Origin of the sequence: Pseudomonas sp. SMV7 (assembly GCF_052041995.1) — a bacterium.
Taxonomy (GTDB): domain Bacteria; phylum Pseudomonadota; class Gammaproteobacteria; order Pseudomonadales; family Pseudomonadaceae; genus Aquipseudomonas.
Genome location: NZ_JBKGGT010000024.1, coordinates 34,264 through 54,671, shown reverse-complemented (window position 1 = coordinate 54,671; position 20,408 = coordinate 34,264). Strand labels below are relative to the sequence as shown.

General features: G+C 63.0%; 14 protein-coding genes. 8 read left to right on the top strand and 6 right to left on the bottom strand.

The window, feature by feature from the left end:
• Positions 1–123: 123 nt before the first annotated feature.
• Complete coding sequence (locus tag ACLEJP_RS22865) at positions 124–2,070, bottom strand: BCCT family transporter (RefSeq protein ID WP_440810206.1); 1,947 nt, start codon at positions 2,068–2,070, stop codon at positions 124–126.
• Positions 2,071–2,602: 532 nt separating this feature from the next.
• On the opposite strand from ACLEJP_RS22865, the gene betI reads away from it, so the two are divergent.
• The 7 genes from betI to trxC all read left to right on the top strand — a co-directional run bounded on the left by betI (position 2,603) and on the right by trxC (position 13,858).
• On the top strand, positions 2,603–3,259 hold the full coding sequence (gene betI, locus ACLEJP_RS22860) for a transcriptional regulator BetI (protein ID WP_186672233.1): 657 nt from the start codon (positions 2,603–2,605) through the stop codon (positions 3,257–3,259).
• A gap of 37 nt (positions 3,260–3,296) precedes the next feature.
• On the top strand, positions 3,297–4,769 hold the full coding sequence (gene betB / locus ACLEJP_RS22855; protein ID WP_440810175.1) for a betaine-aldehyde dehydrogenase: 1,473 nt from the start codon (positions 3,297–3,299) through the stop codon (positions 4,767–4,769).
• A 77-nt stretch (positions 4,770–4,846) separates the two neighbouring features.
• The gene (gene betA, locus ACLEJP_RS22850) at positions 4,847–6,544 is read left to right on the top strand and encodes a choline dehydrogenase (protein WP_289133577.1); all 1,698 of its coding nucleotides are present in this window, start codon (positions 4,847–4,849) and stop codon (positions 6,542–6,544) included.
• Positions 6,545–6,745: 201 nt separating this feature from the next.
• On the top strand, positions 6,746–8,488 hold the full coding sequence (locus ACLEJP_RS22845; protein WP_170034328.1) for a potassium/proton antiporter: 1,743 nt from the start codon (positions 6,746–6,748) through the stop codon (positions 8,486–8,488).
• 33 nt (positions 8,489–8,521) lie between these two features.
• Positions 8,522–11,830: a mechanosensitive channel MscK gene (mscK, locus tag ACLEJP_RS22840; RefSeq protein ID WP_440810171.1), complete on the top strand. Its 3,309-nt coding sequence runs from the start codon at positions 8,522–8,524 to the stop codon at positions 11,828–11,830.
• Positions 11,831–11,946: 116 nt separating this feature from the next.
• Positions 11,947–13,407 carry a protein adenylyltransferase SelO gene (selO, locus tag ACLEJP_RS22835; protein WP_440810169.1) on the top strand — a complete coding sequence of 487 codons (1,461 nt, stop codon included), beginning with the start codon at positions 11,947–11,949 and terminating at the stop codon, positions 13,405–13,407.
• A 16-nt stretch (positions 13,408–13,423) separates the two neighbouring features.
• A complete protein-coding gene (trxC, locus tag ACLEJP_RS22830) occupies positions 13,424–13,858 on the top strand; it encodes a thioredoxin TrxC (RefSeq protein WP_225779582.1) in 435 nt (144 codons plus the stop codon).
• A 170-nt stretch (positions 13,859–14,028) separates the two neighbouring features.
• Here the strand turns inward: trxC and ACLEJP_RS22825 are convergent, their stop codons facing one another.
• Both ACLEJP_RS22825 and ACLEJP_RS22820 read right to left on the bottom strand, forming a co-directional pair.
• Entirely contained in the window at positions 14,029–14,802 is a 774-nt protein-coding gene (locus ACLEJP_RS22825; RefSeq protein ID WP_440810165.1) for a ParA family protein, read from the bottom strand.
• A gap of 89 nt (positions 14,803–14,891) precedes the next feature.
• Positions 14,892–15,785, bottom strand: a complete 894-nt coding sequence (locus ACLEJP_RS22820; protein ID WP_440810163.1) for a LysR substrate-binding domain-containing protein — start codon at positions 15,783–15,785, stop codon at positions 14,892–14,894.
• A 166-nt stretch (positions 15,786–15,951) separates the two neighbouring features.
• On the opposite strand from ACLEJP_RS22820, the gene ACLEJP_RS22815 reads away from it, so the two are divergent.
• On the top strand, positions 15,952–17,139 hold the full coding sequence (locus ACLEJP_RS22815) for an MFS transporter (protein ID WP_440810204.1): 1,188 nt from the start codon (positions 15,952–15,954) through the stop codon (positions 17,137–17,139).
• Positions 17,140–17,174: 35 nt separating this feature from the next.
• Here the strand turns inward: ACLEJP_RS22815 and ACLEJP_RS22810 are convergent, their stop codons facing one another.
• The 3 genes from ACLEJP_RS22810 to ACLEJP_RS22800 form a co-directional block, all read right to left on the bottom strand.
• Positions 17,175–17,522: a YgiW/YdeI family stress tolerance OB fold protein gene (locus tag ACLEJP_RS22810; protein ID WP_225779584.1), complete on the bottom strand. Its 348-nt coding sequence runs from the start codon at positions 17,520–17,522 to the stop codon at positions 17,175–17,177.
• Between the two features lie 116 nt (positions 17,523–17,638).
• Positions 17,639–18,703 (bottom strand): uroporphyrinogen decarboxylase, encoded by a 1,065-nt coding sequence (hemE, locus tag ACLEJP_RS22805; protein ID WP_440810160.1) that lies wholly within the window; start codon positions 18,701–18,703, stop codon positions 17,639–17,641.
• Positions 18,704–18,941: 238 nt separating this feature from the next.
• Positions 18,942–20,360, bottom strand: a complete 1,419-nt coding sequence (locus ACLEJP_RS22800; RefSeq protein WP_440810157.1) for an FAD-dependent oxidoreductase — start codon at positions 20,358–20,360, stop codon at positions 18,942–18,944.
• Positions 20,361–20,408: the final 48 nt, after the last annotated feature.

The following is a 20,408-nucleotide window of genomic DNA, read 5'->3' as shown; positions in this document are numbered from 1 at the left end:
GCTGGATACCTCCGCTTTGAAAAGCGGTAGGCTGCAGTAGTCAGGCTCGGTATCCGCACTACATATTGCTCAAAAAAAAGGCCTTGCTCTGTCGGGCAAGGCCTTTTCTTCAATGCGCCAGCATCAGCTGTAGACACGCCCCAGCAACTGCCGGTGGCTTTCGAACTGGTCGAGCACATCACGCACGATCTGCTCCGGCGCAAAGCCCATCAGGTCGTACTCCTGGCTGCCATCGTGCAGGTACACTTCGGCTCGATAGAAGCGCTGACGGACTTCCGGCTCGCCTTCCACCGGCGCTTCGCTCGGCGCCGCCAGGTAGCCGTCCAGGCTCACTTCGTAGACGAACGGGTTGCCCTCATCCATCATCACCCGCAGGCCCATCAGGTTGCGCGACTGGCCAACACGGGTTTCCACCTCGAAGCCCAGGGTCTGCAACTGCGCGGCGGCGTCTTTCAGCGCCGGGCTGACGTGCTTGTCCATGAAGCGCTGCACCACGGCCTGGGTCGGCTGCAGCTCCAGCTGGGTCAGGCGCTCGCTGAAACCGCGACGGCCACGGGCGGCCAGCTCGGCCCGCTCCTGCTCGACCACCACGTCCTGCTTCATGGCCTTGTACAGGCCGAACATGAACAGCACCAGCACCACCGAGAACGGCAGGCCCGCCAGCACCACCATGGTCTGCATGGCTTCGAAATTACCGGCGAACAGCAAGCCGATGGTGACCAGGGTGATGACCACCGACCAGAACACCACCATCCAGTGCGGGGCGTCTTCGTCCACCTTGCCGCCCTTGCAGGACAGGTTGGCCATCATCACCGCGCCGGAGTCGGCCGGGGTGAGGAACAGGACGAAGCCGACGAACACCGCCACGCCGATCACAATCTTGGCTGCCGGGAAGTATTCCAGCAATTGGTAGATCGACATCGACGGCTGTTCCAGTGCTGTCTTGCCCAGTTCCACCGCGCCCTGGTTGATCACCAGGTCCAGCGCCGTGTTGCCGAAGATCGACAGCCAGGCCAGGGTGAAGCCCAGCGGGATCAGCAATACGCCCATTACCAGCTGGCGCACGGTGCGGCCCTTGGAGATACGGGCGATGAACATCCCTACGAACGGGCCCCAGGAGATCCACCAGGCCCAGTAGAACACGGTCCACAAGCCCAGCCAGCGCTCGGACTTGTCGCCCGAACCTTCGTACACGTAGAGGTCGAAGGTCTTCAGCACGATACCGTTGAGGTAGTCGCCAATGTTCTGCACGAAGCCGTTGAGCAGGTACAGGGTTTCGCCACCCAGCAGCACGAAGATCAACAGGCCGCTGAACAGCATGATGTTCAGGTTGGACAGGCGGCGAATGCCATTTTCCACGCCCGAGACCGCCGCCACGGTGGCCACGCCGGCCATGACCAGGATCACCACCAGCAGGTTGGTCTTGCTGTGGTCCATGCCGAACAGGTACTCCAGGCCGGAGGCCACCTGCATCGAGCCGATGCCCAGGTTGGTCACCAGGCCCAGCAGGGTCACGAACATGCCGAAGATGTCCACGGCGTTGCCGGCAGCACCCTTGACCCAACGCTCGCCCACCAGCGGGTACAGCGCCGAGCGCAGGGCTAGCGGCTGGTTATGGCGGTAGGCGAAGTAACCCACGGCCAGGCCGACCAGGGCATAGATCGCCCAGCCATGCAGGCCCCAGTGCAGGAAGGTCAATTGCAAGCCCTGGCGCGCGGCCTCGAGGCTGGCCGAGGTGCCCTCCGGTGGGTTGAAATAGTGGTCCAGCGGCTCGGAGGCGCCGAAGTACAGCAGCGAAATGCCGATACCGGAAGAGAACAGCATGCCGGCCCAGGCGCCATAGCTGAAGTCGGGCTCGTCGTCCTTGCCGCCAAGCTTGAGCTTGCCGTAGTCGGAGAAGGCCAGGTAGACGACGAACAGCAGGTAACCGCAAATCACCAGCATGTAGTACCAGCCGAAGGTACGCGTCAGCCACTTCTGGGCTACGCCCAGCACCTGGCCGGCGGTTTCGGGTACAGCGATAAGCAAGGCAGTCAGAACGAGGATCATCAGCGCGGAGGTGAAGAACACCACGCGGTTGACCCGTACCCTCTCGGCGGGGGGCTTGGTAAGTGAGGCAGAACTCATTGCACGAATGCTCCGGGCAGTGCGGCTATGGAGGCTAATCAGTGTTCCCGAGCAATTGGTGGAATATCCCCACTGCATCAGGTGTTATAAAAGGCACCCTGGAAACCGTGATCCCGAATCGATACGTTGCAAAAAAACAGACAGGTGGCCTGTCGCCACTGCCACGCCTCGGTCGAGGTGCGCGCATTCGCCACAGTCCACCCCGCCCGCTCCAAGGGCCTGCCGCAGGCTCGATGAGCGCACGGCAGAATCTGCATTTCGCATCGCTCATGCCCGTCAACGCCTTGTATTCCGGGGGTTACGCGATTTCCTGGGGTGTCAATCCGTGCTTCTTAGACCGCCTGAAAAACTGTCAATGGCACAAATTGTCGCAGAGCTTATTCTTTATTGATTGAACGTTCAATCAAAACAAAATAGACTGGCCTTCGCCGAGTCAGCGCTTGTCGCCTGCTCGCAGGCCTGAGGAGATAGCAAGATGCCCAAGGTCGGTATGCAACCCATCCGCCGCCAGCAGTTGATCGAAGCCACGTTGCAGGCGGTCGATCAGGTCGGACTGGGGGATGCCAGCATTGCGCTGATTGCCCGTTTGGCCGGTGTGTCGAACGGCATCATCAGTCACTACTTTCGGGACAAGAACGGCCTGATCGCAGCGACGATGGGATACATCATGAACATGCTCAACGAAGGTGTTCGAGCACGTCGCCAGGCCCTGACGGACGACAGCCCGCGTGCCCACCTGAAAGTCATCATCGAGGGTAACTTCGATGCCAGCCAGGTGAACGGCCCGGCAATGAAAACCTGGTTGGCCTTCTGGGCTTCCAGCATGCACCAGCCCGATTTGCACAGGTTGCAGCGGATCAACGACCACCGCTTGTATTCCAACCTGTGCTGCCAGTTCCGCCGCGCCCTGCCGCTCTACCATGCGCGCAAGGCCGCCCGCGGCCTGGCGGCTCTGATCGATGGCTTGTGGCTGCGTGGTGCCCTGTCGGGTGATGCATTCGACACCGACCAGGCGATACGGATTGCTTACGAATACATGGATCTACAACTGGCTAAACAGCACACCCTGGACACCAACGACCAGGCTGCTGATCAAGCACGCACGGCACTTGTCGACCCGGCAGGAGCGTGACGCGCAGCCAACCACACACTGCACTTGCGAGGACACTATGGCCCGTTTCGGAACGCAAAAACTCTACATTGATGGCGCTTACGTCGACGCTGGCAGCGATGCCACTTTCGAAGCCATCAACCCGGCCACCGGCGAAGTCCTCGCCCACGTACAACGTGCCACCCAGGCCGATGTCGAGAAGGCCGTCGAAAGTGCCGAGCGAGGCCAGAAAGTCTGGGCCGCGATGACTGCCATGCAGCGTTCGCGCATCCTGCGCCGCGCCGTCGACATCCTGCGCGAGCGCAACGACGAGCTGGCCATGCTGGAAACCCTGGACACCGGCAAGTCGTACTCGGAAACTCGCTACGTCGACATCGTCACCGGCGCCGACGTGCTGGAATACTACGCCGGCCTGGTACCGGCCATCGAAGGCGAGCAGATCCCGCTGCGCGAGTCGTCCTTCGTCTACACCCGCCGCGAGCCGCTGGGCGTGACCGTCGGTATCGGCGCCTGGAACTACCCGATCCAGATCGCCCTGTGGAAATCCGCCCCGGCCCTGGCCGCTGGCAACGCAATGATCTTCAAGCCGTCGGAAGTGACCTCGCTGACCACCCTCAAACTGGCCGAGATCTACACCGAAGCCGGCCTGCCGAACGGCGTGTTCAACGTCCTGACCGGCAGCGGCCGCGAAGTCGGCACCTGGCTGACCGAGCACCCGCGCATCGAGAAAGTTTCCTTCACCGGCGGCACCACCACCGGCAAGAAGGTCATGGCCAGCGCCTCGAGCTCGTCGCTCAAGGAAGTCACCATGGAACTGGGCGGCAAGTCGCCGCTGATCATCTGTGCCGACGCCGACCTGGACAAGGCCGCCGACATCGCCATGATGGCCAACTTCTACAGCTCGGGCCAGGTGTGCACCAACGGCACCCGCGTGTTCATCCCGACGGCAATGAAGGCAGCATTCGAAGCCAAGATCGTCGAGCGTGTTGCGCGCATTCGTGCGGGCAACCCGGAAGACGAAAACACCAACTTCGGCCCGCTGGTCAGCTTCCAGCACATGGAAAGCGTGCTCGGCTACATCGCCAAGGGCAAGGAAGAAGGCGCCCGCGTGCTGTGCGGTGGTGAGCGCATGACCGAAGGCGCTTTCGCCAAGGGTGCCTTCGTCGCCCCGACCGTGTTCACCGATTGCACCGACGACATGACCATCGTCAAGGAAGAGATCTTCGGCCCGGTGATGAGCATTCTCACCTACGAAACCGAAGAAGAAGTCATCCGCCGTGCCAACGACACCGAGTACGGCCTAGCCGCCGGTGTGTGCACCAACGACATCAGCCGCGCCCACCGCATCATCCACAAGCTGGAAGCCGGTATCTGCTGGATCAATGCCTGGGGTGAATCGCCAGCCGAAATGCCGGTGGGTGGCTACAAGCAGTCGGGCGTCGGCCGTGAGAACGGCATCAGCTCGCTGGCCCAATACACTCGCATCAAGTCGGTCCAGGTCGAGCTGGGCGGCTACAACTCGGTTTTCTAAACCCTGTCTAGCCACGCCCGTGCCGCTGCGCACGGGCGTTTCCGCTCCCTGATCACCGCCAACATGAGGGTACTTTCATGTCCAAAGAATACGATTACATCATCGTCGGTGCCGGCTCTGCCGGTAACACCCTGGCGACCCGCCTGACCGAAGACGCCGGCGTCACTGTACTGCTGCTGGAAGCCGGTGGCCCCGACTACCGCTTCGACTTCCGCACCCAGATGCCAGCCGCCCTGGCCTTCCCGCTGCAGGGCCGTCGCTACAACTGGGCCTACGAGACCGACCCGGAGCCGCACATGAACGGCCGCCGCATGGAGTGTGGCCGAGGCAAGGGCCTGGGTGGCTCGTCGCTGATCAACGGCATGTGCTACATCCGCGGCAACGCCATGGACTTCGATGGCTGGGCAGAGCTGCCGGGCCTGGAAGACTGGACCTACCTGGACTGCCTGCCGTACTTCCGCAAGGCCGAAACCCGTGACATCGGCCCGAACGACTACCATGGCGGCGAAGGCCCGGTCAGCGTGACCACGCCGAAAGCCGGCAACAACCCACTGTTCCACGCCATGGTCGAAGCCGGCGTGCAGGCCGGTTACCCGCGCACCGAAGACCTCAACGGCTACCAGCAGGAAGGCTTCGGTCCGATGGACCGTACCGTGACCAAGAACGGTCGCCGCTCCAGCACCGCCCGCGGCTACCTGGACCAGGCCAAGAAGCGCCCGAACCTGACCATCGTCACCCACGCCCTGACCGACCGCGTACTGTTCGACGGCAAGCGCGCCATCGGCGTGACCTACCTGGTCGGCGACAGCGAAGAGCGCGTCGAAGCCCGCGCACGCAAGGAAGTGATCGTCAGCTCCGGCGCCATCGCCTCGCCGCAACTGCTGCAGCGTTCCGGCGTCGGCCCGCGCGCCCTGCTGGAAAGCCTCGACATCCCGGTGGTGCACGACCTGCCGGGCGTTGGCGAAAACCTGCAGGACCACCTGGAACTGTACTTGCAGTACGCCTGCACCCAGCCGGTGTCGCTGTACCCGTCGCTGCTGTGGTGGAACCAGCCGGCGATCGGCGCCGAGTGGATGTTCAACGGCACCGGTATCGGCGCCAGCAACCAGTTCGAGGCCGGTGGTTTCATCCGTACCCGTCCTGAATTCAAGTGGCCGAACATCCAGTACCACTTCCTGCCGGTGGCCATCAACTACAACGGCTCCAACGGCGTCAAGGAGCACGGTTTCCAGGCGCACATGGGCTCGATGCGTTCGCCCAGCCGCGGCCGTATCCGTCTCAAGTCGAAGGACCCGCGCCAGCACCCAAGCATCCTGTTCAACTACATGGCGACCGAACAGGACTGGCAGGAATTCCGTGACGGCATTCGCCTGACCCGCGAGATCATGGCCCAGCCGGCGCTGGACCCGTACCGCGGCCGCGAAATCAGCCCGGGCGCGCACGTGCAGACCGACGAAGAACTGGACAAGTTCATCCGCGAACACGCCGAAACCGCCTTCCACCCGTCCTGCTCGTGCAAGATGGGCACCGACGACATGGCAGTGGTCGATGGCGAAGGCCGCGTGCATGGCATGCAAGGTCTGCGGGTGGTCGACGCGTCGATCATGCCGATCATCATCACCGGCAACCTCAACGCCACCACGATCATGATCGCCGAGAAAATCTCGGACAAGATCCGTGGCCGCAAGCCATTGCCACGCAGCACCGCCAAGTACTATGTGGCCAATGGCGCACCGGTGAAGGGCAAGCCGTTGCGTGAGGTGAAGCAGGCGTAAACCTGCACTGGCCTCCTCGCGGGCGTGCTCGCGAAGAGGCCCTCCAGGCATTACCCAAAAGGCACCCACCGCGGTGCCTTTTGCACATCTGCAGAAACGCTTTACAGCCTGCCAATTCATCAGGTTAGAATCAGTTGGCACGCGACCTGCTAGCAAGCTGCTATCGAGTCCCTTCCCCCGCGGTTCCCGGAGTACCTGCCTTTGGATGCAAGCACCATCAACAGCCTGTTCCTGATCGGCGCATTGCTGGTGGGCGCAAGTATCCTGGTCAGCTCGCTGTCTTCGCGCCTGGGCATCCCTATCCTGGTCATCATCCTTGCGGTCGGCATGATCGCCGGTGTCGATGGTGGCGGCATCATTTTCAACAACTACCCGACCGCCTACCTGGTGGGCAACCTGGCACTGGCCGTGATCCTGCTTGACGGCGGCCTGCGTACACGGGTTGCGAGCTTCCGCGTGGCCCTGTGGCCGGCGCTGTCGCTGGCTACCGTCGGCGTCATGATCACCACCGCCCTCACCGGCATGGTCGCCGCCTGGCTGTTCGATCTGAGCCTGATCCAGGGCCTGCTGATCGGTGCGATCGTCGGCTCCACCGACGCCGCAGCGGTGTTCTCGCTGCTCGGCGGCAAAGGCCTGAACGAGCGGGTGACCGCCACCCTGGAAATCGAATCGGGCAGCAACGACCCGATGGCCGTGTTTCTCACCGTCACCCTCATCGACATGATCGCCAGCGGCCAGACCGGCCTGCACTGGAGCCTGCTCACCCACCTGCTGCGCGAGTTCGGCATCGGCGGGCTGCTGGGCCTGGGTGGTGGCTGGCTGATGCTGCAACTGGTCAACCGCATCAACCTGGCCGGCGGCCTGTACCCGATCCTGGTCATCGCTGGCGGCCTGGTGGTGTTCTCGCTGACCAACGCCCTGCACGGCAGTGGTTTCCTTGCCGTCTACCTGTGCGGCCTGGTGCTGGGCAACAAGCCGATCCGCAGCCGCCATGGCATCCTGCACATGCTCGACGGCATGGCCTGGCTGGCGCAGATCGGCATGTTCCTGGTGCTTGGCTTGCTGGTCACCCCGCACGACCTGCTGCCCATCGCCCTGCCTGCGCTGGGCCTGGCGTTGTGGATGATCCTGGTGGCGCGCCCGTTGTCGGTGGTCGCCAGCCTGCTGCCATTCAAGGCCTTCCATGGCCGTGAAAAAGGCTTCATTTCCTGGGTTGGCCTGCGCGGCGCGGTACCCATCATCCTGGCGGTATTCCCGTTGATGGCCGGTCTGCCGGACGCCCAGCTGTTCTTCAACCTGGCGTTCTTCATCGTGCTGGTGTCGCTGCTGGTGCAAGGCACCAGCCTGCCGTGGATGGCCAAGCTGCTGAAAGTGACCGTACCGCCCGACCCGGCACCGATCTCCCGTTCCGCCCTGGAAGTCCACCTGACCAGCGAGTGGGAACTGTTCGTCTACCGCCTGGGCGCGGAAAAATGGTGCATCGGCGCCGCCCTGCGCGAGCTGAAAATGCCTGAAGGCACACGCATCGCCGCCCTGTTCCGGGGCGAGCAACTGCTGCACCCGTCGGGCAGCACCGTGCTTGAAGTGGGCGACATGCTTTGCGTGATCGGCCACGAACACAACCTGCCAGCCCTGGGCAAACTGTTCAGCCAGGCGCCGCAACGCGGCCTGGACCTGCGCTTCTTCGGCGACTTCGTACTCGAAGGCGATGCCGAACTGGGTGCAGTGGCAGCGCTGTATGGCCTGAAACTCGATGGCCTGGATGCGAAAATGCCGTTGGCGCAGTTCATCCGACAGAAGGTCGGAGGCGCTCCAGTAGTAGGTGACCAGGTCGAATGGCATGGCACAATCTGGACCGTGGCCACCATGGACGGGAACAAGATTCAGAAAGTAGGCGTCAGATTCCCCGAAGGAACGCGACCCGGACCAGGATTGTTCCTCTAAACTTCGTTTGCCTGATTCCCAAGTAGCCTGCCTATGTCCCTGCGCGTGTATCTCCGCACAGCCCTGCTCGGGCTGTGCCTGTCTCTCTCTTTCGCAGCCACTGCGGCAGATGCCCCGACCACCGCCAGCATCCAGAACAGCCTCGACAAGATCGCCGAGCGCAAGCTGCCCGAGGCGGAGCAGAAAGCCCTCCAACAGGTCCTGGAGCAAACCCTCAGCCTGCTCGCCAGCAAGGAAGACAACGAGAACAAGCTGGCCGCGCTCAAGCAGCAGCTGGCCGGGGCCCCGAAGGAAACCAGCGACAGCCAGCACGAACTGGCCAAGCTCAAGGAAAGCAAGCCACAGCCGGTGGCCCAGCGCTATGCCAGCCTCAGCGTACCGCAGCTGGAGCAGATGCTCAGCGAGCGCAGCACCCAGCAGGGCGAGCTACAGAAGGCGTTGTCCGAAGCCAACAGCCTGATCATCAATTCGCAGACCCGTCCGGAACGCGCCCAGGCGGAAATCAGCAACGCCCAGGCGCGTACCCAGCAGATCAACAGCATCCTCAAGACCGGCAAGGATGCCGGCAAACCGATCAACGCTGACCAACGCAACCAGCTGAATGCCGAACTGGCCTCGCTCAACGCCCTGACCCTGCTACGCCGCCAGGAGCTGGCCGGCAACAGCCTGCTGCAGGACCTCGGCAACGCCCGCCACGACTTGCTGATCGAGCGCGCGGCGCGCCTGGAGCAGGAAATCCAGGACCTGCAGACCCTGATCAACGACAAGCGTCTGGCCCAGTCCCAGGAAGCCGTCACCCAGCAATCGATCGAGGCCCAGAAGGCCGGTGGCAGCAGCCTGCTGGCCACCGAAAGCGCGGTCAACCTCAAGCTCTCCGACTACCTGCTCAAAAGCACCGACCGGCTCAACGAACTGACCCAGCAGAACCTGCGCACCAAGCAACAGCTGGACAGCCTGACCCAGGCTGACCAGGCGCTGGACGAACAGATCAACGTGCTCAAGGGCAGCCTGCTGCTGTCGAAGATCCTCTACAAGCAGAAGCAGACCCTGCCGCACCTGAAACTGGACCGCGACCTGGCCGACCAGATCGCTGACACCCGCCTGTACCAGTTCGAGGTCAACCAGCAGCGCGAGCAGATGAGCAGCCCGGTCACCTACGTCGACAAGCTGCTGGCGGCACAACCACAGGAAGAGGTGACGCCACAGCTGCGCAAGGCCCTGCTGGAAGTAGCCATCACCCGCAGCGACCTGCTGGAACGGCTGAACCGCGAACTGTCGGCACTGCTCAACGAATCGATCACGTTGCAGCTCAACCAGAAGCAATTGCTGGGCACCGCCCAGAGCCTGCGTACCACCCTCGACGAGCAGATGTTCTGGATCCCCAGCAACAAGCCGCTGGACTGGGACTGGCTGCGTTACGTGCCGGAACGCCTGGCCGACCAGGTCGCCAACCTGCCGTGGGGCTCGGGCCTGAATGAGCTGGCCGACGGCCTCAGCCAGCGGCCGTTGCTGTTCCTGCCGCTGCTGCTGGTGATCGGCGCCCTGTTGTGGCGGCGCAAGTACCTGTACCAGCGCCTGGGCAAGGTGCACCAGGACATCGGTCATTTCCGTCGCGACAGCCAGTGGCATACACCGCAGGCGATCCTCATCAACATCCTGCTGGCGATGCCGGTCAGCCTGGGCCTGGCCCTGTGCAGCTATGCCCTGCAGATCGACGCCCGTGGGCAGAACGCCAACCTCGGCGCCGCCCTCTGGCAGCTGGCCCAGGCCTGGCTGGTGTTCTACACCGCCTACCGCATCCTCGCCCCCGGTGGCGTGGCGGAAATCCATTTCCGCTGGCACAAGCCGCAGGTCGAGTTCCTGCGCGGCTGGGTACGCCGCCTGGGCACCGTGGTGCTGGCGCTGGTCGGCGTGGTGGCCGTGGCCGAACATCAGCCATCGGCGCTGGCCGACGATGTGCTGGGCATCGGCGTGGTGCTGACCTGCTATGCCCTGATGGCCTGGCTGCTCAGCCGCCTGCTGCTCAGCAGCCCGGCGCACCGTGACACCTCGCTGTTCCGCAAGGCCGTGGGCGTGGCCTTCACTGCACTGCCCATCGCCCTGTTCGTGGCCGTGTGCTTCGGCTACTACTACACCGCGCTGAAGCTCACCGACCGGCTGATCTACACCCTCTACCTGCTGCTGTTCTGGCTGGTGATCGAGGCCGCGTTCGTGCGCGGGCTGTCGGTGGCCGCACGGCGCCTGGCCTACCAGCGCGCGCTGAGCAAACGGGCGGCGGCCAAGGAAGGGCTGGATGGCGAAGTCATCAGTGAAGAGCCGACGCTGGACATCGAGCAGGTCAACCAGCAGTCGCTGCGCCTGATCCGCCTGGCCCTGCTCGGCGGCTTCATTGCCGGCCTGTACTGGGTGTGGTCGGACCTGATCTCGGTGTTCGCCTACCTCAACAACTTTGTCCTGTATGAATACACCAGCGGCACCGGTGCCGCCGCCAGCATGGTGCCGATCAGCCTCGGCGACCTGCTCGGCGCCCTGGTCATCGTCGGCATTACCTTTGCCTTGGCCGGCAACTTGCCAGGCCTGCTGGAAGTGCTGGTGCTGTCACGCCTGAACCTGGCCCAGGGCAGCGCCTACGCCACCACCACGCTGTTGTCATACACCATCGTCGGCGTCGGCATCGTCAGTACCCTGTCGACCCTCGGGGTCAGCTGGGACAAGCTGCAGTGGCTGGTGGCCGCGTTGTCGGTGGGCCTGGGCTTCGGCATGCAGGAAATCTTCGCCAACTTCATTTCCGGCATCATGATCCTGTTCGAACGCCCGGTGCGTATCGGCGACACCATCACCATCGGCAACCTGTCGGGTACCGTGAGCAAGATCCGCATCCGCGCCACGACCATCACCGACTTCGACCGCAAGGACATCATCGTCCCCAACAAGACCTTCATCACCGGCCAGCTGATCAACTGGTCGCTGACCGACACGGTCACCCGGGTGACACTGAAGCTGGGCATCGACTACGGCTCCGACCTGGACCTGGTACGCGACCTGCTGCTCAAGGGTGCCCATGAGAACCCACGGGTGCTCAAGGACCCGGAGCCGATCGTGTATTTCCTCAACTTCGGCGAAAGCTCACTGGACCACGAGCTGCGCATGCACGTGCGCGACCTGGGCGACCGCAACCCGACCCTGGATGAGATCAACCGCTACATCAACCGTGAGTTCAAGGCGCACAACATCAAGATCTCGGTACGCCAGGTAGAGGTATTCCTGATGGACCCGAAAGGCGGCAAGCAACAGCTGGTTCCGGTGGAGCAGCCGAAATCGGATGGCACTGCTTCGGCCTGAGAACGCTCCAATGCTTTATTCTGGGCAAACCCCCGCGAGGCCTTTGCCCTCGTTCGCGGGCAAGCTCGCGAAGGGCCGTAGCGCGGCCCCGGACACTCAACCCCAGGAGCCGGCCTGTGAAAGCCCTCGACCAACTCATCTTCGACAACCGCTTCGCCCGCCTGGGCGATGCGTTCTCCACCCAGGTGCTCCCCGACCCCATCGCCGAGCCGCGCCTGGTGGTAGCGAGCGAGTCAGCCATGGCCCTGCTCGACCTCGACCCGGCCCAGGCCGAACTGCCGCTGTTCGCCGAGCTGTTCAGCGGCCACAAGCTGTGGGACCAGGCCGACCCACGGGCGATGGTCTATTCCGGTCACCAGTTCGGCTCGTACAACCCACGGCTGGGTGATGGCCGCGGTCTGCTGCTGGCCGAAGTGCTCAATGACGCCGGCGAGCACTGGGACCTGCACCTCAAGGGCGCCGGCCAGACCCCTTACTCACGCATGGGCGACGGCCGCGCCGTGCTGCGCTCGTCGATCCGCGAATTCCTCGCCTCGGAAGCCCTGCACGCCCTGGGCATCGCCACCAGCCGGGCGCTGTGCGTCATCGGCTCCAGCACCCCGGTATGGCGTGAAACCCGTGAAAGCGCGGCCATGCTCACCCGCCTGGCGCCAAGCCACGTGCGTTTCGGCCATTTCGAATACTTCTACTACACCAAGCAGCCCGAGCAGCAGCGCGTGCTGATCGACCATGTGCTGCAACAGCACTACCCCGAATGCCGTGACGCCGAGCAGCCCTACCTGGCCATGTTCCGCAGCATTGTCGAGCGCAACGCCGAACTGATTGCCCGTTGGCAGGCCTATGGCTTCTGCCACGGCGTGATGAACACCGACAACATGTCGATTCTCGGCATTACCTTCGACTTCGGCCCTTATGCGTTCCTGGACGACTTCGACGCCAACTTCATCTGCAACCACTCCGACGACCGTGGCCGCTACAGCTATGCCAACCAGGTACCGATCGCCCACTGGAACCTCAGCGCCCTGGCCCAGGCACTGACTACGGTGATCGAAGTGGAACCCCTGAAGGAGGCGCTGGGGCTGTTCCTGCCGCTTTACCAGGCCCATTACCTAGACCTGATGCGCCGCCGCCTGGGCCTGACCAGCGCCGAGGACGACGACATGGCGTTGGTCGAGCGCCTGTTGCAGCGCATGCAGAGCGGTGGCGTGGACTACAACCTGTTCTTCCGCAAGCTGGGTGACAAGCCGGTAGCCGAAGCGCTGAAAGTGGTGCGCGACGACTTCATCGACCTGGCCGGTTTCGATGCCTGGGGGGCGGACTACCTGGCCCGTTGCGAGCGTGAAGCGGCTAATGCCGATGGGCGTCGGGAGCGGATGCATGCGGTCAACCCGCTGTATGTGCTGCGCAACTACCTGGCGCAGAAAGCCATCGAAGCGGCGGAAGCGGGCGACTACAGTGAAGTACGGCGTTTGCATCAGGTGTTGAGCAAGCCATTTGAAGAGCAGGCCGGGATGCAGGCCTACGCCGAGCGCCCACCGGAGTGGGGCAAGCATCTGGAAATCAGCTGTTCTTCGTAATGTTCAAGGAGTTCACATGTCCGATCCACTGGTAATCCCCTGCCCCCACTGCAACGGCCTCAACCGCCTGCCGGCGGCGCGCCTGGGTGACGCCCCGAAATGCGGCCGCTGCAAGCAGGACGTGCTGCTGAGCACCCCGTTCGAACTCAGCGAAGCCAACTATGCCAGCCAGATCAAGGGCGACCTGCCACTGCTGATCGACGTCTGGGCCGACTGGTGCGGCCCGTGCAAATCCTTCGCCCCGACCTTCGAACAGGCCGCGCGCCAGCTAAGCGGCCGCTGCCGCCTGGCCAAGCTCGACAGCGAGGCCAACCGCAACCTCGCCGGACAACTCGGCATCCGCTCGATTCCCAGCCTGATCCTGTTCAAGAACGGCCGCGAGATCAGCCGCCAGGCCGGGGCGTTTCCACTCCAGTCGTTGCTGGAATGGCTGCGTAGCCAGGGGGTTTAGGGCTCCGTTGGGATAGGGTGATGAACATCTTCATATCGCTCTATCGCGGTGAAACATTGGTTCCGCTTCGGACTGCATCAGGGCAACCAGGCGAACACCTTATGTAAGGTGGCGCCTATGAGATCGAGCGCCGCACGGGCGGTGCTCGGTCTCATGGGCGCTGAAGATCCTCAGCCATTCTCCTCAAGCAAATCGTGCAATTCGACAAACTGCTGGGTCAACTTGTGCCTGGGCTCCAGGTGAATCAACGGCAGGCTGGCATGGTGCGATTCACGCATCTTCACCGAGCTGCCCAGGTACACCGGTAGCACCGGCAACCCCTCCTCCAGTAACTCATCGAGCATCTGCTGCGGCAGGCTGGCACGGGACTGGAACTGGTTGACCACGATGCCTTCTACCACCAGGTCTTCGTTGTGGTCGTCCTTGAGCTCTTCTATCTCGGCCAGCAGGCCATACAGGGCCTGGCGCGAAAAGCTGTCGCAATCGAAGGGAATCAGTACGCGATCGGCGGCGATCAGGGCGGAAACCGCATAGAAGTTCAAAGCCGGCGGGGTATCGATATAGATCCGCTCGTAGTCCTCGTCCAGTTCGTCGAGCAGTTTGCGCAGCTTGTTGATCTTGTGCTTGGCCTCCAGCTTCGGCTGCAGGTCGGCCAGTTCGGCGGTGGCGGTGACCACGTGCAGGTTGTCAAAGGGGGTCTCGTAGATATCGACCTTGTTCTTCTTGCTGAACGGCCCGCTGGACAGGCTCTGCTTGAAGAAATCGGCGATGCCAGTGGGGATGTCCTCGCCGGTGAGGCCGGTGAGGTACTGGGTCGAATTGGCCTGGGCATCCAGGTCGATCAGCAGGGTCCGGTAGCCTTCATTGGCACTGACCGCCGCCAGGTTGCAGGCGATGCTCGACTTGCCCACGCCACCTTTCTGATTGAACACCACGCGCCGCATGATAGACCTCCGTGTTTCAACGAATGCCCGAGTATGTGGCGGCGCTGCGGCAATGGCCAGCGCCATTTGCCGTTCACACCTGCAGGTCGTCAGTCATAGGCCTGCCCGGTCACCAAATCGGCAAAGGCCCTGGCCATGGCCGACCTGCCGCGCTCGCGCTGTACCAGCCACACCGCCGTCATCGCCCCGTCATCGAGCAGGGTGCGGTACACCACGCCTTCGATGCGCATGCGCTGGAAGGAGGCCGGCAGTACCGAGACCCCCAACCCCGCCGACACCAGGCCGATGATGGTCATCGCTTCCCCCGCTTCCTGGGCAAAATGCGGGCTGAAGCCCGCCTGCCGCGCCAGGCTCAACAGCTGCGCATGCAGGCCGCTGCCATAACTGCGCGGGAAGAACACGAACGGCTCATGGGCCAGCGCCGCCATGTGCACGCCATGCTGGGTACCTTCGGCCAGCGGGTGCGATGCGTTGATTACCGCTACCAGCGGCTCGCTGAACAGCTCGGTGGCGACCAGGCCTTCCGGCAGCGGCATCGGCCGCATCAGCCCTACCTCTATGGATTCATCGAACACCCCCTCGGCGACATCGCGGCTGCTCATTTCCCTGAGGTTCAGGTGCACCGCCGGGAAACGCTGGCGGAACGCATGGATGGCTTTGGGGATCTTCGAGGTGAACGGGGCCGAGGAGGTGAAGCCGATCTTCATTTCGCCCAGTTCGCCCAACTGCGCACGTCGCGCCACATCGGCGGCTTTTTCCACCTGCGCCAGTACCTGGCGGGCTTCGTCGAGGAACAACCGCCCCGCCTCGCTCAGCTCGACGCGCCGGTTGGTGCGCTCGAACAGCCGTGCGCCCAGCTCCTGCTCCAGCGCCTGGATCTGCTGGCTCAAGGGCGGCTGCGAAATGCCCAGCTGAAGGGCGGCGCGGCCAAAGTGCAGCTCTTCGGCAACGGCGATGAAGTAACGCAGATGGCGCAGTTCCATGATCGGCTCCGAACAAGTCGTCAAACGTCTTAAATAGGTCGAACAATATATTGGAACTAATCATTAGCCAGCTATATGCTTTTTTTCATTGCGTCAGAGGTCCCCGCCCGTGAAAACTGCTGTAGCGCCCCTTCCCGCCGAGCCAGAACCCGCCTCCTTGAACGAAATGTGGATCGAAAAGGGCACGCCTGCGTTCATGAAGACCGTGCTGGCCTTGTTCAGCGGCGGCTTCGCCACCTTCGCGCTGTTGTATTGCGTGCAGCCGATGATGCCGCTGCTGTCGAAGGAATTTGCCATCAACGCAGCGCAGAGCAGCCTGGTGCTGTCGGTATCGACGGCGATGCTGGCGTTCGGCCTGTTGATTACCGGGCCCATTTCCGACCGCATCGGCCGCAAGCCGGTGATGGTGTTTGCCCTGGCCTGTGCGGCCCTTTCCACCTTGGCCAGTGCAGTGATGCCAAGTTGGGAGCTGGTCCTGGCCAGCCGTGCCCTGGTCGGCCTGTCCCTGAGCGGCCTGGCGGCAGTGGCGATGACCTACCTCAGCGAAGAGATCCACCCGCAGCACATCGGCCTGGCCATGGGCCTGTACATTGGCGGCAATGCCATTGGCGGCATGAGCGGGCGCCTGATCACGGGTGTACTGATCGATTTCGTCAGCTGGCATACGGCGATGCTGACCATCGGTGGCCTGGCCCTGGCCGCCGCGCTGGTGTTCTGGAAGGTGCTGCCCGAATCGCGCAACTTCCGCCCACAGGCGATGAACCCGCGTAGCCTGCTGGATGGCTTTGTCATGCACTTCAAGGATGCCGGCCTGCCCTGGCTGTTCCTTGAAGCCTTCCTGCTGATGGGCGCCTTCGTCACCCTGTTCAACTACATCGGCTATCGCCTGCTGGCCGAGCCCTACCACATGAACCAGGCGCTGGTCGGCTTGCTGTCGGTGGTGTACCTGTCGGGCATCTACAGTTCGGCGCAGGTCGGCGCCCTGGCCGACAAGCTGGGCCGGCGCAAGGTGTTCTGGGCCAGTATCGTGGTGATGGCGAGTGGCTTGCTGATGACCTTGGCCAGCCCCCTGGTAGCGGTGATCCTGGGCATGCTGGTGTTCACCTTCGGCTTCTTTGGCGCGCATTCGGTAGCCAGCAGCTGGATCGGTCGCCGGGCGCTGAAAGCCAAGGGGCAGGCCTCGTCGCTGTACCTGTTCAGCTATTACGCGGGGTCGAGTGTGGCCGGTACGGCGGGCGGGGTATTCTGGCACCAGTGGGGCTGGAACGGCATCGGGCTGTTCATCGGCAGCCTGCTGGCGGTGGCGTTGCTGGTGGCGCTGCACCTGAGCAAGCTGGCACCTAAGTCGATCTGAACATTGGGGCTGCCTTGCAGCCCCTGGATCTCGGATCAGTTGATGATTTCGACCCTGTCCACATCCACTTCCCGGCTCATCAGGTGCTTCTCCACCTCACCGGTCAGCTTGACCTTGGTCTTGTCGTTGAACTGCGTCGGCGGCAGGTCTTCATCATCGATTTCAACGGTGATGGTGCCGGTGTTGTCCTTGAACTCGTACTTGTCGTCGTTGTTGATCTTCTTGGTCACGTAGCCTTGCAGTACCACCGGGGTGTCATCGGCCGCATCGTTGGCCGCAGCTACGGTAGTAACCGACTGGGCGCCCGGCCCGGTGTAGCTGGCAGCCAGGGCGGCGGTGCTGAACAAGGGGGCGAGGATCAACGCAAGATAACGTGCTTTCATGAGAATCAGGTCCTGTTTCGGTTTCGATGGGACCAGATTAGCGACGATCGCTGAATTAAAACTTAACGCGACAAAAAGCCCGGCACATGGCCGGGCTTTGGTTTTCAGCGAGCAACTCACTGATGGTACTGCGCCGACAGCTCATGCACGGCGTTGATGAACACGCCAGCGTGCTCCGGGTCGACTTCCGGGGTGATGCCGTGGCCGAGGTTGAACACGTGGCCTGTGCCATGGCCGTAACTGGCCAGGATCCGCGCGACTTCGTTGCGAATGGCTTCGGGCTTGGCGTACAGCACGGTCGGGTCCATGTTGCCCTGCAACGCCACCTTGTCACCCACACGGCGGCGAGCGTCGCCAATCTCGCAGGTCCAGTCCAGGCCCAGCGCATCGGCACCGGCTTCGGCGATGCTTTCCAGCCACAGGCCGCCATTCTTGGTGAACAGGATTACCGGCACCTTGCGCCCTTCGTGCTCGCGGATCAGGCCGCTGACGATCTTGCGCATGTAGGCCAGGGAGAACTCCTGGTAGGCCGCCGCCGACAGGTTGCCGCCCCAGGTGTCAAAGATCTGCACGGCTTGAGCGCCGGCGAGGATCTGGCCGTTGAGGTAGCTGGTAACCGCCTGCGCCAGCTTGTCCAGCAGCAGGTGCAGGGCTTGCGGGTTGTCGTAGGCCATCGCCTTGGTCTTGCGGAAGTCCTTCGACGAGCCGCCTTCGACCATGTAGGTGGCCAGGGTCCATGGGCTACCGGAGAAGCCGATCAGCGGCACGCGGCCGTTGAGCTCGCGGCGGATGGTGCTGACCGCGTCCATCACATAGCCGAGGTCTTTCTGTGGATCGGGGATCGGCAGCGCTTCGATATCGGCCGGGCTGCTGATGACCTTCTTGAAACGCGGGCCTTCGCCGGTTTCGAAGTACAAGCCCAGGCCCATGGCGTCGGGGATGGTGAGAATGTCCGAGAACAGGATCGCCGCATCCAGCGGGTAGCGGTCCAGCGGCTGCAGGGTGACCTCGCAGGCGAACTGCGGGTTCATGCACAGGCTCATGAAGTCACCGGCCTTGGCGCGGCTGGCGCGGTACTCCGGCAGATAGCGGCCGGCCTGGCGCATCATCCACACGGGGGTAACGTCCACGGGTTGCTTGAGCAGTGCACGCAGGAAACGATCGTTCTTCAGGGCAGTCATGTCGGCATCCGGAAAAAAAGTGCGGGCATTTTCTCAGACGCCAGCGCAAAAGGCACGGCCAGGGCCATGCGTTTTGTCTATTGGATGCCATGGATCAAGCATTTTTGTATACAAGAATGCTGTTGGGAGGACTGCTTTGCAGCCCATCGCGACACAAGGCAGCCAGTACAGGACATAGCGATCCCCTGCAGGAGCGGCCTTGCGTCGCGATGGGCCGCAAAGCGGCCCCTATGGGCTATCAGACTTCGAGGTAGTCGAGGATCCCCTCGGCAGCAGTACGCCCTTCGAAGATCGCCGTCACCACCAGGTCCGACCCACGCACCATGTCGCCACCGGCAAACACTTTCGGGTTGCTGGTCTGGTGCTTGAACTTGCCCTTCTCCGGTGCCACCACACGGCCCTGGCTGTCCAACTGGATGCCATGCTGCTCGAACCACGGCGCCGGGCTGGGGCGGAAGCCGAAGGCGATCACCACGGCATCGGCCGGCAGGATCTCTTCGGAACCAGGAATCGGCTCGGGGCTACGACGGCCACGGGCATCCGGCTCGCCGAGACGGGTCTCGACCACCTTCACGCCTTCGACCTTGTCTTCACCGACAATGGCGATTGGCTGGCGGTTGTACAGGAACTTCACGCCCTCTTCCTTGGCGTTTTTAACCTCACGGCGCGAACCCGGCATGTTCGCCTCGTCACGGCGATAGGCACAGGTCACCGACTTGGCGCCCTGGCGGATCGAGGTGCGGTTGCAGTCCATCGCGGTGTCACCACCACCGAGCACCACCACCTTCTTGCCCTGCATGTCGACGAAATCTTCCGGCGACTTCTCGAAGCCCAGGTTGCGGTTGACGTTGGCAATCAGGAAGTCCAGCGCGTCATGCACGCCCGGCAGGTCCTCACCGGGGAAGCCACCCTTCATGTAGGTGTAGGTGCCCATGCCCATGAACACCGCGTCGTACTCGGCGAGCAGTTGTTCCAGGGTCACGTCCTTGCCCACCTCGGTGTTCAGGCGGAACTCGATGCCCATGCCGGTGAACACTTCGCGGCGGTTGCTGAGCACGGTCTTTTCCAGCTTGAACTCGGGAATGCCGAAGGTCAGCAGACCGCCGATTTCCGGGTTGCGGTCGAATACCACCGGGGTCACGCCAGCGCGTACCAGCACGTCGGCACAGCCCAGGCCGGCGGGGCCGGCGCCGATGATGGCGACGCGCTTGCCGGTGGGCTTGACCTTGGACATGTCCGGGCGCCAGCCCATGGCGAAGGCGGTGTCGGTGATGTACTTCTCGACCGAGCCGATGGTTACCGCGCCGAAGCCGTCATTGAGGGTGCAGGCACCCTCGCACAGGCGGTCCTGCGGGCATACGCGGCCGCACACTTCCGGCAGGGTGTTGGTCTGGTGCGACAGCTCGGCCGCCGCCAGGATGTTGCCTTCGGAAACCAGCTTCAGCCAGTTGGGGATGAAGTTGTGGACCGGGCACTTCCATTCGCAATACGGGTTACCGCAGCCCAGGCAGCGGTGCGCCTGCTCCACGGACTGCTGCGGCTTGAACGGCTCGTAGATTTCCACGAACTCTTTCTTGCGCTGGCGCAGCAGCTTTTTCTTCGGGTCCTTGCGGCCCACTTCGATGAACTGGAAGTCGTTGTTCAGACGTTCAGCCATTTTTCAAAACCTCTTTACCGCAGTTGCCAGCCTCAGGCTGCAGCTGCA